Raw genomic sequence first — 13,836 nt, 5'->3', positions numbered from 1 at the left:
ACATCTTGCAATCAAAGTGCCGTCATGTTATAATAATAGACGGTACTTTTTACTTTTGGTCTCTCAAGAGTGTACAGGGACGTGCTGACAAATGTTGCAAAAGTACACACAGATGGTAGCTGTCACCAAGTGTACCATCACCAAAAATAAAAAATTTCACAGGAGAATGTAGATGCCTACAATTAACCAATTGGTTCGCAAACCGCGTAAATCAAAAGTAGAAAAATCTAAATCACCAGCTTTGAACGTTGGTTACAACAGTCATAAAAAAGTTCAAACAAACGTTTCTTCACCACAAAAACGTGGTGTTGCAACTCGTGTTGGAACAATGACACCTAAAAAACCTAACTCTGCCCTTCGTAAATTTGCCCGTGTACGTTTGAGCAACTTGATCGAAGTAACTGCTTATATCCCAGGTATCGGACACAACTTGCAAGAACACAGCGTGGTTCTTCTTCGTGGTGGACGTGTAAAAGACCTTCCAGGGGTACGTTACCATATCGTCCGTGGAGCACTTGATACTGCAGGTGTAAACGATCGTAAACAAGGCCGTTCTAAATACGGTACTAAAAAACCAAAAGCATAAGGAAAGGGGATAAAGAAAAATGAGTCGTAAAAACCGTGCGCCTAAACGCGATGTATTGCCAGATCCGCTTTACAATTCACAATTAGTTACTCGTCTTATCAACCGCGTTATGCTTGATGGTAAACGTGGTACAGCTGCTTCAATCGTTTACGGAGCTTTCGAACAAATTAAAGAAGCTACTGGAAACGATGCTCTTGAAGTATTCGAAACAGCTATGGAAAACATCATGCCTGTACTTGAAGTACGTGCTCGCCGTGTCGGTGGTTCTAACTACCAAGTCCCAGTTGAAGTTCGTCCAGAACGTCGTACAACACTTGGACTTCGTTGGTTGGTAACAATCGCTCGTCAACGTGGTGAACACACAATGGTTGATCGTCTTGCAAAAGAAATCTTGGATGCAGCGAACAACACTGGTGCAGCTGTTAAGAAACGTGAAGATACTCACCGTATGGCTGAAGCTAACCGTGCATTCGCACACTTCCGCTGGTAAGATCATGATGCTAGGAACGGCAAGGATGCAAAGTGAAAATAGGAAACTGACGCAGTATTCGATGAATACAAGGAAGTTTATCTTTTTCACACAGCATCCCGTTCCGGCTCAAATCGGCTAACTAACTTTAGCCCGAGTTCAATTAAGCTTCGTCAGCTCTTGAACCCAATTCAACTCTTCTTACAAGTTGGAACCAAAACTTAGCATGAAAACACTGAGAACGGGTAGGTCCTGCCTATCCGTTTTTATTAAATCATGTTATAATAGAATATAGAAATAAAAAATATAGGAGAAACAAACCTCATGGCACGCGAATTTTCACTTGAAAAAACTCGTAATATCGGTATCATGGCTCACGTCGATGCTGGTAAAACAACTACAACTGAGCGTATCCTTTACTACACTGGTAAGATTCACAAAATCGGTGAAACTCACGAAGGTGCGTCACAAATGGACTGGATGGAGCAAGAACAAGAACGTGGTATCACTATCACATCTGCCGCTACAACAGCTCAATGGAAAGACACTCGTGTAAACATCATCGACACACCAGGACACGTGGACTTCACGATCGAAGTTCAACGTTCACTCCGCGTTTTGGACGGTGCTGTAACCGTTCTTGACTCACAATCAGGTGTTGAGCCTCAAACTGAAACAGTTTGGCGTCAAGCAACTGAATACGGAGTTCCACGTATCGTATTCGCTAACAAGATGGATAAAATCGGTGCTGACTTCCTTTACTCAGTAAGCACACTTCATGACCGTCTTCAAGCAAACGCTCACCCAATTCAATTGCCAATCGGTGCTGAAGATGACTTCCGCGGAATCATTGACTTGATCAAGATGAAAGCTGAAATCTATACTAACGACCTTGGTACAGATATCCTTGAAGAAGATATTCCAGCTGAATACCTTGAACAAGCTCAAGAATACCGTGAAAAATTGGTTGAAGCAGTTGCTGAAACTGATGAAGACTTGATGATGAAATACCTTGAAGGGGAAGAAATTACTAACGAAGAATTGAAAGCTGGTATCCGTAAAGCTACAATCAACGTTGAATTCTACCCAGTACTTTGTGGTTCTGCCTTCAAGAACAAAGGGGTTCAATTGATGTTGGATGCAGTCCTTGACTACCTTCCAAGCCCACTTGATATCCCTGCAATCAAGGGTGTAAACCCAGATACAGACGAAGAAGAAGAACGTCCAGCATCTGATGAAGAGCCATTTGCAGCTCTTGCCTTCAAGATCATGACTGACCCATTCGTAGGTCGTTTGACATTCTTCCGTGTTTACTCAGGTGTCTTGAACTCAGGTTCATACGTATTGAACACTTCTAAAGGTAAACGTGAACGTATCGGACGTATCCTTCAAATGCACGCCAACACTCGTAAAGAAATCGAAACAGTTTACTCTGGAGATATCGCTGCTGCCGTTGGTTTGAAAGATACTACAACTGGTGACTCATTGACAGATGAAAAAGCAAAAATCATCCTTGAATCAATCGAAGTTCCAGAACCAGTTATCCAATTGATGGTTGAGCCTAAATCTAAAGCGGACCAAGACAAGATGGGTATCGCCCTTCAAAAATTGGCTGAAGAAGATCCAACATTCCGCGTTGAAACAAACCCTGAAACTGGTGAAACAGTTATCTCTGGTATGGGTGAGTTGCACTTGGATGTCCTTGTTGACCGTATGAAACGTGAATTCAAGGTTGAAGCTAACGTTGGTGCTCCTCAAGTATCTTACCGTGAAACATTCCGCGCTTCTACACAAGCACGTGGATTCTTCAAACGTCAATCTGGTGGTAAAGGTCAGTTTGGTGATGTTTGGATCGAATTTACTCCAAACGAAGAAGGTAAAGGATTCGAGTTCGAAAATGCGATCGTCGGTGGTGTGGTTCCACGTGAATTCATCCCTGCAGTAGAAAAAGGACTTCAAGAATCTATGGCGAACGGTGTTCTTGCTGGTTACCCAATGGTTGACGTGAAAGCTAAGCTTTACGATGGTTCATACCACGATGTCGACTCATCTGAAACTGCCTTCAAGATCGCTGCATCTCTTGCACTTAAAGAAGCTGCTAAGACTGCACAACCAGCTATCCTTGAACCAATGATGCTTGTAACCATCACAGTTCCTGAAGAAAACCTTGGGGATGTTATGGGTCACGTAACTGCTCGTCGTGGACGTGTAGATGGTATGGAAGCACACGGTGCAAGCCAAATCGTTCGTGCATATGTACCACTTGCTGAAATGTTCGGTTACGCTACTGTCCTTCGTTCTGCAACTCAAGGACGTGGTACCTTCATGATGGTATTTGACCACTACGAAGATGTACCAAAATCAGTACAAGAAGAAATCATTAAAAAAGCTAAAGGTGAAGCTTAATTTACCAATGCTTAAAAACTCTTCCCACTTTGGGAAGAGTTTTTCTTTGTTCCAAAAGTGAATACAAGTAAAAAAGTGCTCTTCCTAGCAAACAAGACTTTGTGAAAAACTTCAATAAAAGAGGTGGTGATCTATGATAAATCTTGCTTTTCGTGGGGAAATAGTTGCTTTTTAATGCAATAAAGTATATAATAGAGACTGTTAAAAGATGTTTGGCGCTGTGTCAAGTTACTCTTTTCACAAAAAATTTTTTTGATTTTCATAAGGAGGAAATCACGAATGGTAGTTAAAGTTGGTATTAACGGTTTCGGTCGTATCGGACGTCTTGCTTTCCGTCGTATCCAAAACGTAGAAGGTGTTGAAGTTACACGCATCAACGACCTTACAGATCCAGTTATGCTTGCACACTTGTTGAAATACGATACAACTCAAGGTCGTTTCGACGGTACTGTGGAAGTTAAAGAAGGTGGATTCGAAGTTAACGGTAAATTCATTAAAGTTTCCGCTGAACGTGATCCAGAACAAATCGACTGGGCTAACGACGGTGTAGAAATCGTTCTTGAAGCAACTGGTTTCTTTGCTACTAAAGCAGCTGCTGAAAAACACTTGCATGCTGGTGGTGCTAAGAAAGTTGTTATCACTGCTCCTGGTGGATCAGATGTTAAAACAGTCGTATTTAACACTAACCACGATATTCTTGATGGTACTGAAACAGTTATCTCAGGTGCTTCATGTACTACAAACTGCTTGGCTCCAATGGCTAAAGCTCTTCAAGATAACTTCGGTGTTGTTGAAGGATTGATGACTACTATCCACGCTTACACTGGTGACCAAATGATCCTTGACGGTCCACACCGTAAAGGTGACCTTCGTCGTGCACGCGCTGGTGCTGCTAACATCGTTCCTAACTCAACTGGTGCTGCTAAAGCAATCGGTTTGGTTATCCCTGAATTGAACGGTAAATTGGACGGAGCTGCACAACGTGTTCCTGTTCCAACTGGATCAGTTACTGAATTGGTAGTTGTTCTTGACAAGAACGTTACTGTTGATGAAGTGAACGCAGCTATGAAAGCAGCTTCAAACGAATCATACGGTTACACTGAAGATCCAATCGTTTCTTCAGACGTTGTAGGTATGTCTTACGGATCATTGTTTGACGCAACTCAAACTAAAGTTATTGACGTTGACGGTAAACAATTGGTTAAAGTTGTTTCATGGTATGACAACGAAATGTCTTACACTGCACAACTTGTTCGTACTCTTGAATACTTCGCAAAAATTGCTAAATAATTCATGCGTATGATGAGAGGAGGGAAACCTCCTCTTTTTTTGTACTTTTTTTAGGGCTTTCTCATCATATTATAGGAATTGCTAAAAATGATTGACAGTGCTAAATAGATTAGGGTATCCTATCCTTGATTGGAGATTTCTAATACAAGAAAATGAAAGCGATTACAGATCGTGGAGGAAGGAGCCAATGGAAATCGCTCAAGAAAAAGAAAAAAACCATACAAGGAGGTCAAGATGAAAGGTCATCTATTTGAAAAGAAAGAACGATTTAGTATACGAAAATTCAGTGTGGGAGTTTGCTCCGCATTGATTGGGTTAGCATTTTTGGGAACAGGCGCTGTCTCTGCAGATGAGACGGTTTCTACTAGTGAACAACCCTTGGAAACCTCTTCAGTAGCGACTGAAGATGTTAATCATCTAGTGAGAGAAGCTGGCGTCTATACTGCAGATGCGGCCTTACCTGCTGCAGAAACGGAAAAACCAGCCGCAGAAGCGGTCACTCCGGAGGCTAGTCCTACAAGTACAGAAGCTAGCTCGACAACTACAGATCATCCAGCCGTTTCAGAGACTGAAAAACCGAAAGCTGCTGCAGAAAAAGTGGCTGATTTACCAACCAATGAAGAAAAACAATTAAGACCCAAAGAAGTTAAGTTCGATACCTGGGATGATCTCTTGAAGTGGGAACCAGGAAAACGAGTGGATGACGATATGAACAGAGCAAGCGTCCCACTTGCGAGTCGTTTCCAAGGAAAACAAATTAATGAACAAGCCAACCCTGAAGCGAAGATCCAAGCACTGTCAAATATGAACTCCAAAGCAAAGGATCATGCGTCTGTCGGCGGGGAAGAGTTTAAAGCCTATGCTTTTGATTACTGGCAATATTTGGATTCCATGGTCTTTTGGGAAGGGCTGGTTCCATCAGCAGATGTGATTGATGCTGCCCACCGAAATGGGGTTCCTATTTATGGAACACTCTTTTATAACTGGTCTAGCAGCATCAAGGATCAAGAACATTTTGCAGAAACCTTGAAAGAAGATAGTGAAGGCTCTAAAACTTTCCCGATCGCTCGTAAATTAGTCGAACTTGCTAAGTACTATGGCTTTGATGGTTACTTTATCAACCAAGAAACGACCGGAAATCTTGTAGAACCATTGGGGCCAAAATTGAGAGATTTCCTTCTTTATACCAAGGAATATGCGAAGAGTCTGAACTATCCGATTAAGTATTCCTGGTATGATGCTATGACCTATGAATATGGCCGTTACCATGAGAATGCGCTGGGAGAATACAACTACAATTTCATGCAGCCAGAAAATGGGGAAAATCCAGTGGATACCTTCTTTGCTAACTTTAACTGGGGCAAATCAGAAGTGGATTATTCCATCAGTACAGCTAAATGGATTCATCGGAATCCTTATGATGTTCTAGCTGGACTCGAACTCCAAAAAGGAGGCTCTTATAAGACTAATGTAGACTGGAATGCCATTTTAGATGAACATGGCAAGTTGCGTCTATCTCTTGGGCTTTATGCACCTGATACCATTACAGGGCTAGGAAAGACTGGAGAAGGATACCATACCCATGAAGATCTATTCTGGACAGGTTTCCAAGGAGATCCGACTAAAGGAAAACCAGCAGACCAATCTTGGTACGGTATGTCCAATCTAGTAGTGGACAAAACCCCAATCACTAGTGAAGATTTCAATACTTCCTTCAATACTGGTCACGGAAAACACTGGTTTGTCGATGGCAAGATTTCTAAAGAAGGGGAATGGAACTACCGTTCTGTTTCTGGCTACCTTCCAACATGGCGTTGGTGGGTAGAGCATAGTGAAGATAGTACACCATTAAAAGGTCGCTATGATTTTGATCAAGCTTACAATGGAGGAAATTCTCTAGCCTTTGAAGGAGATTTAAAAGCCAATAGCAGTCAAAATGTCATGCTCTATTCGACCAAGATTCCTGTGACAGAAACGACAAAATTGAGCGTCAGTCATAAAGGTGGGATCGGAGCTGCTGCCTGGGTAGCTGTTGCCACCAAAGAAGACTACTCTGAATACGAATGGAAAGAATTGACACCGAGTGCAGATTGGTCTACTCAAACCTTTGATTTAGGAAGTTTGGCTGGCAAGACCATCTATGCTGTGAAGATGTTCTTTGACCATGATACGGATGTTAAAGACTACAAATTTAATCTCGGCCAATTGTCGATTACGTCAAACCAAGAAAAACCAGCTACTCCAGCAGAAGTATCCGTTCGTGCAAAACGTCTACAAAATGCGCAAGAAGCAGAAGCAGTCCTCAATTTTAAAGGGGTAGCAGATGCGGATTATTATGAAGTCTATGAAAAAGATGGCGATAACTGGCGTCTCTTAACAGGATCTTCTGCGGCAACCGTCTATCTACCAAAAGTTAGCCGTTCAGCAAGTGCTGAAGGAACCACTCAGGAACTCAAGGTTGTGGCAGTTGGAAAGAATGGTCAACGTTCGGATGCGGGAACTGTAGCCTTTGATTGGGGCATGACCGTGTCAGATACCAGTCTACCAAAAGCTTTAGCGCCAAACGTGGTCATCGGAGCCAAAGTGATCGGTTCGAGCTTCCCGGATGCGGATGGTAGTGAAGGCATCGAAGGCATGTTAAATGGTACCATTACCAGTCTTTCAGATAAATGGTCTTCTGCTCAATTGAGTGGAACCGTCGATATTCGTTTGACACAACCACGGACCATTGTTCGTTGGGTCATGGACCATGCCGGTGCGGGTGGAGAATCTGTCGACGATGGCAAGATGAATACCCGTGACTTCGACCTTTACTACAAGGATGAAGCGGGTGAATGGAAGCTTGCTAAGGAAGTTCGTGGCAATAAAGCCCATGTGTCCGACATTACACTCGACCATCCAATCAAGGCTCAAGACTGGCGTCTCCATGTCATTACGGCAGATAACGGCACCCCATGGCAAGCCATCCGGATTTACAACTGGAAGATGTATGAAAGTCTGGATACTGAAACGGTCAACATTCCGATGAAACATGCTGCAGCGCAAAACTTAGGTAATCATTTTGTCCAAGTCGGTTTCAAAGATGTTCCGGCTAATACTACTCTGACTCTTTATGCCGATAAAGAAGCCACTAATCCAATTGCGACCATGACAGCCGATCAAGCTGGAAATCTGATCTTTAAACCGCTCGCTTTTGAATCAACCCCATCTCTTCTCTACTATCGTGCGCAAGAACCTGGTAAAGATATCAGTAATGTTTTGGCGATCGAAGTTCCAAAGAATGATAAAGAAATTGCGGGACTTCAATTTGAAGATGGATTGACCAAGAAGGTCTACCGGGAAGGCGATGCCCTTTCCTTGAAAGGGGCGACTCTCCGCGTTCATTATAAAGATGGCCAAGCAGATCAACTGGTCAACCTCACCAACTCAGGTGTAGAGATTCATGGATTTGACAGTAGCAAGCTTGGAGAACAACACCTAGAAGTTTCTTACCTTGGTCAGAAATTGGATAAGACTCTCACTGTTTTTGTGGTCAGTGCAGAGGAAGCAGGTGAAAAAGCAGTTGCTGGTCTAGAATTGACCGACAAACCAAAAGTGGAATATATCGTCGGAGAAGCATTGGAGAAAGAAGGCGGACGCTTTACAGTCGTCTTTGAAGATGAAACGACCGAAACGCACGCCTTGACCGATGAAGGTGTTGAAATAACTGGATTTGATGCGAGCAAGGAAGGCCGTCAAACCATCACTATCCATTACAAAGGAGCTAGCACAAGCTTTGATGTCCTCGTCAATCCAAAACCAGCTCTCAACGATGAATACCTTAAGCAAAAATTGGCTGAAGCTGAAGCTGCAAAAGACAAAGTAGACTTTACTTTTGCCACTCCTGAAGTTAAAGAAGCTTTGCTAGCTGGAATGGCTGCTTCTGAAAAAGTCTTGAAAGAGCATGATACCAGCACACAAGATCAAGTCAATGAGCAGTTGAACAATTTGACCGCTCTCTTGAAAGCCTTGGATGGTCAAGCCAATCTAACAAAAGAAAAAGAAGCACTTTCTGCTCTGACAACTGAAGCGACCTCTCTATTAGCAAGCAAGCCAAATCACCCTTCTGGTGAAGCTTTACAGGCACTCCTGGAGAAAAATAAAGAACTCCTAGCTTCTTCAGAGCTCACTCCTGAAGCTCTTGGAACAGCTAAGACAGGTCTAGAGACCTTGATTGCACTCCTGAAAGAAGACAAGCCAGCGGTCTTTGTAGACCCTGCGACTGGAGTCGAAGTCCAATTCTCCAACTTAGAGCCAACCGTTGTCAAAGGACTGAAAGTCGCGAAAGTTGAAGCCAATCAGGCAGAAAAAGAAGAGCTGAAGGGCCGAGAAGGAATCGTCTTTGATATTGAAGGTGTGGATGCCAGCGGTCAAGATATCGATACCCACCATCCATCCCTTGTGAAAATCCCTGTGGATAAGGATAAAGAAGTGGAGCAAGTTCTCTTCTTCCCAGAAGGTCAAGCACCTCAATCCTTGGCCTTTGAGAGAGTTGGAGATGTGGTCATTTTTACAGCTCCTCACTTTACTCACTATGCGATTGTCTATAAGCCAGCACAAACGGAAGAACCAGATCAACCGATCCAACCAGAGGAACCGGCTAAACCTGATCAGCCTGTTCAACCAGCTCAACCAAATCAACCAGTCCAACCAGCTACCCCAGTAACTCCGGATCCAGCTAATCCATTGAAGCCTACAGAGTCTTCTCAAGTGGATCAGTTGGCCCCAACGACTTCTACTCAAGCGGGTCATCAGGAGGAAGAACACAAGGATATGGTCGATCAAGAGATCCATCAGTTGTTAAGTGCCCACCAAGGAGCGAACTCACAGCCAACGGTTCAGCAAGAAACAAAAGATGCAAGCAAAGAAAGTCAATCGGAACACTTGCCAAATACGGCAAGCCTAGAAGCTTCCTTTGCAGCTGAAGCTGTTCTCTTAGCGGCCTTAGGCGGCTTCCTCTTGGCTGGTAAGAAGAAAGAAGAGTAAGTCTTTTACAGGATTCTTTCGTTCACTTAAAAAGTCACTCTCAAAAAACCTCTCTGGTGAAAACCAGAGAGGTTTGATCTTGTATTTAGAAGTGTCGTTCGGATCCTGTGAATTAGAGGGGAAAAGCATTGGATTTTTCTACCTCTTTTACAGCTTTTGTGATATAATTATCATGTATTAAAAAAAGAAGGAGTCATATCTAATGGCAAAATTGACTGTTAAAGACGTTGACTTGAAAGGGAAAAAAGTTCTCGTTCGTGTTGACTTCAACGTTCCTGTAAAAGACGGCGTGATCACTAACGATAACCGTATCACTGCAGCTCTTCCAACTATCAAGTACATCCTTGAACAAGGTGGACGTGCAATCCTCTTCTCTCACCTTGGACGTGTAAAAGAAGAAGCAGATAAAGAAGGTAAATCACTTGCTCCTGTAGCTGCTGACTTGGCTGCTAAATTGGGTCAAGAAGTGAAATTTATCCCAGGTGTTACACGTGGTGCTGAATTGGAAGCAGCTGTTAACGCTCTTGAAGATGGACAAGTTCTCTTGGTTGAAAACACTCGTTTCGAAGATGTTGACGGCAAGAAAGAATCTAAAAACGATCCTGAACTTGGTAAATACTGGGCATCACTTGGAGATGGTATCTTCGTAAACGATGCATTCGGTACTGCTCACCGTGCACACGCATCTAACGTTGGTATCTCTGCAAACGTTGATAAAGCTGTTGCTGGATTCCTTCTTGAAAACGAAATTGCTTATATCAAAGAAGCAGTTGAAGCTCCAGAACGTCCATTCGTAGCTATCCTTGGTGGATCTAAAGTATCTGACAAGATCGGTGTTATCGAAAACTTGCTTGAAAAAGCTGATAAAGTCCTTATCGGTGGTGGGATGACTTACACATTCTACAAAGCACAAGGTATCGAAATCGGTAACTCACTTGTAGAAGAAGACAAATTGGATGTTGCGAAAGCTCTTCTTGAAAAATCAAACGGCAAATTGATCTTGCCAGTTGACTCAAAAGAAGCAAACGCATTTGCTGACTACACTGAAGTGAAAGACACTGAAGGTGAAGCAGTAGATCCAGGATTCCTTGGTCTTGATATCGGTCCTAAATCAATCGCTAAATTCGACCAAGAATTGACTGGTGCGAAAACAGTTGTATGGAACGGACCTATGGGTGTATTTGAAAACCCTGACTTCCAAGCTGGTACAATCGGTGTGATGGACGCTATCGTGAAACAACCAGGCGTTAAATCAATCATCGGTGGTGGTGACTCAGCTGCTGCTGCGATCAACCTTGGCCGTGCAGACAAATTCTCATGGATCTCTACTGGTGGTGGTGCTTCTATGGAACTCCTTGAAGGTAAAGAACTTCCAGGATTGGCTGCTCTTACAGACAAATAATCTAAATAGAATGAAAGAGGCTGGGACAAAAGTCCTAGCCTCTCAATTGTTTTTGGATGTCGAGCAAGATGCAGTGGTTGAGTGGGCTCTAATACGCTGATTTCATCAGCTTTTACAGCCCTACTCAACTGTGCGGATGTGGGACGATGAAATCGAATTCTAACGAATTACCGATTTCTGTCCCACTCTCTTTTTTTCTTTCTATTGATATCTGTTCTCTCCTTTCTGAAAATATGGTAGAATAATAGAAATAGAAAGATAGGTGACCATGGATTACTTTAAACGACACAAATTTGATTGGTCCAAATTCCGTTTGGGGATGAGAACCTTTAAAACAGGGATTGCCGTTTTTATTGTACTACTTATTTTTGGAATATTTGGCTGGCGAGGCCTTCAGATCGGGACCTTGACAGCTGTTTTTAGTTTGAGGGAAGACTTTGATAAGAGTGTCCACTTCGGGGCTTCGCGTGTCATGGGCAACAGTATCGGAGGTTTTTATGCTGTATTGTTCTTCCTTTTAAAAACGCTCTTTCATGGGGAGTATTGGGTGACTCTTATTTTTGTACCCATTGCGACCATGTTAACCATTATGACAAATGTCGCTATGAATAACAAAGCAGGAATTATCGGAGGAGTTTCGGCAATGCTGATCATTACCCTCTCGATTCCTAACGGAGAAACCTTCTTGTATGTTTTTGCCCGAATATTTGAGACCTTTATTGGCGTTTTCGTTGCGATTTTGGTCAATTCGGATGTGGATCGCATTCGCGATTTTCTCAAGAAACACAAAAAACCTATGTAAGATTATATAACATTTAATCTTGACATAGATTTTTTTTTCGATATAATAGAATAGAAAGAGGAATGGTATGAAGGAAAAGGAATTACGACGCTCGCTGGCAGTCTTTCCGATTGGCAGTGTTATGAAGCTGACCGACTTGACAGCTCGCCAGATTCGTTATTATGAAGATCAGGGATTGATTTCTCCTGATCGGACAGAAGGCAATCGCCGCATGTATTCGTTGGACGATATGGACCGCTTGCTTGAGATCAAAGATTATATCTCAGATGGCTTCAATATTGCGGATATTAAGAAGAAATATGCGGAAAAAGAGCAAGAGCAAACCAAGGTTGTCAGTCAAGAAGCCATTCGTAAGGCTCTTCATCGTGACATTCTTCAGCAAAGTCGCTTCACATCTTCCCCATCGCCATATGGTCAATTTCGTTGATCATTTCATAAGCTTGTAATCTATTTTAAGGAGACAAAAATGTCAATTACTGCTGCAGATATTCGCCGTGAAGTAAAAGAAAAAAATGTTACTTTTATTCGCTTGATGTTTTCTGATATTTTGGGAACCATGAAGAACGTCGAAATTCCAGCTACCGATGAGCAACTGGACAAGGTTCTTTCAAACAAAGCCATGTTTGATGGTTCTTCTATCGAAGGATTTGTCCGTATCAACGAGTCAGATATGTATCTTTACCCAGATTTGGATACATGGACAGTCTTCCCTTGGGGAGATGAAAATGGTAGCGTAGCTGGCTTGATCTGTGATGTCTATACGACAGAAGGAGAACCATTTGCAGGAGACCCACGTGGCAACTTGAAACGTGCCCTTCGTCATATGGAAAAACTTGGATTCAAATCCTTTAACCTTGGACCAGAACCAGAATTCTTCCTCTTTAAGTTGGACGAAAATGGAGATCCAACTCTTGAAGTAAACGACAAAGGTGGCTATTTTGACTTGGCTCCAACAGACCTTGCAGATAACACTCGTCGTGAAATCGTAAATGTCTTGACCAAGATGGGCTTTGAAGTAGAAGCCAGCCACCACGAAGTAGCCGTTGGTCAGCATGAAATCGACTTTAAGTATGACGAAGTGCTTCGCGCTTGTGATAAGATCCAAATCTTTAAACTCGTTGTGAAGACCATCGCTCGTAAACACGGCTTGTATGCAACCTTTATGGCCAAACCAAAATTTGGAATTGCCGGATCAGGTATGCACTGTAATATGTCTCTCTTTGACCAAGATGGCAACAATGCCTTCTTTGATCCAGAAGATCCAAAGGGCATGCAATTGTCAGAAACAGCTTATCACTTCTTGGGTGGTTTGATCAAGCATGCATATAACTTTACAGCGGTGACAAACCCAACGGTTAACTCTTATAAGCGTTTGGTGCCAGGATATGAAGCACCCGTTTATATCGCTTGGGCAGGTCGCAACCGTTCCCCATTGGTACGTGTGCCAGCATCACGTGGTATGGGAACTCGTTTAGAATTGCGCTCCGTAGACCCAATGGCCAATCCTTATGTAGCCTTGGCAGTCTTGCTTGAAGTCGGCCTTCACGGGATTGAAAATAAAATCGAAGCACCTGCTCCGATCGAAGAAAATATCTATGTGATGACACCAGAAGAACGTAGAGCAGCTGGAATCACAGATCTCCCTTCTACCCTTCACAATGCCTTGAAAGCCTTGACAGAAGACGAAGTGGTGAAAGCTGCCTTGGGTGAGCACATCTACACCAGCTTCCTTGAAGCCAAACGAATCGAATGGGCAAGTTATGCTACCTTCGTATCCCAATGGGAAGTAGACAACTATTTAGATCTTTATTAAGAAACAAGAGTAAAGAGGCTAGGACAAAAGTCCTAGCCTCTTT

General features: G+C 42.9%; 9 protein-coding genes. All 9 read left to right on the top strand.

What is annotated here, in order from left to right; all coding sequences use genetic code 11:
- Positions 1-172 precede the first annotated feature (172 nt).
- The 9 genes from rpsL (at position 173) to glnA (ending at position 13,793) form a co-directional block, all read left to right on the top strand.
- A complete protein-coding gene (gene rpsL, locus HMPREF3002_RS06495) occupies positions 173-586 on the top strand; it encodes a 30S ribosomal protein S12 (RefSeq protein ID WP_003003125.1) in 414 nt (137 codons plus the stop codon).
- Positions 587-605: 19 nt separating this feature from the next.
- Positions 606-1,076, top strand: coding sequence for a 30S ribosomal protein S7 (gene rpsG / locus HMPREF3002_RS06490; protein ID WP_003003105.1), 471 nt, complete (start codon positions 606-608; stop codon positions 1,074-1,076).
- A gap of 303 nt (positions 1,077-1,379) precedes the next feature.
- Positions 1,380-3,461: an elongation factor G gene (gene fusA / locus HMPREF3002_RS06485; protein ID WP_003003071.1), complete on the top strand. Its 2,082-nt coding sequence runs from the start codon at positions 1,380-1,382 to the stop codon at positions 3,459-3,461.
- A gap of 279 nt (positions 3,462-3,740) precedes the next feature.
- Positions 3,741-4,751, top strand: a complete 1,011-nt coding sequence (gap, locus tag HMPREF3002_RS06480) for a type I glyceraldehyde-3-phosphate dehydrogenase (RefSeq protein WP_023919220.1) — start codon at positions 3,741-3,743, stop codon at positions 4,749-4,751.
- A gap of 234 nt (positions 4,752-4,985) precedes the next feature.
- Positions 4,986-9,776, top strand: coding sequence for an endo-beta-N-acetylglucosaminidase (locus tag HMPREF3002_RS06475; RefSeq protein WP_070665653.1), 4,791 nt, complete (start codon positions 4,986-4,988; stop codon positions 9,774-9,776).
- A gap of 202 nt (positions 9,777-9,978) precedes the next feature.
- Complete coding sequence (pgk, locus tag HMPREF3002_RS06470) at positions 9,979-11,178, top strand: phosphoglycerate kinase (RefSeq protein WP_003008876.1); 1,200 nt, start codon at positions 9,979-9,981, stop codon at positions 11,176-11,178.
- 268 nt (positions 11,179-11,446) lie between these two features.
- Positions 11,447-11,980 (top strand): FUSC family protein, encoded by a 534-nt coding sequence (locus tag HMPREF3002_RS06465; protein ID WP_049474642.1) that lies wholly within the window; start codon positions 11,447-11,449, stop codon positions 11,978-11,980.
- 67 nt (positions 11,981-12,047) lie between these two features.
- Positions 12,048-12,407, top strand: coding sequence for a MerR family transcriptional regulator (locus tag HMPREF3002_RS06460; RefSeq protein WP_049474643.1), 360 nt, complete (start codon positions 12,048-12,050; stop codon positions 12,405-12,407).
- A gap of 39 nt (positions 12,408-12,446) precedes the next feature.
- Complete coding sequence (gene glnA / locus HMPREF3002_RS06455) at positions 12,447-13,793, top strand: type I glutamate--ammonia ligase (protein ID WP_049474644.1); 1,347 nt, start codon at positions 12,447-12,449, stop codon at positions 13,791-13,793.
- Positions 13,794-13,836: the final 43 nt, after the last annotated feature.

The sequence above is a fragment of the Streptococcus sp. HMSC065E03 genome (assembly GCF_001815045.1).
In the GTDB taxonomy this organism is placed as follows: domain Bacteria; phylum Bacillota; class Bacilli; order Lactobacillales; family Streptococcaceae; genus Streptococcus; species Streptococcus parasanguinis_AD.
This window is presented reverse-complemented; position numbering and strand designations above follow the sequence as displayed.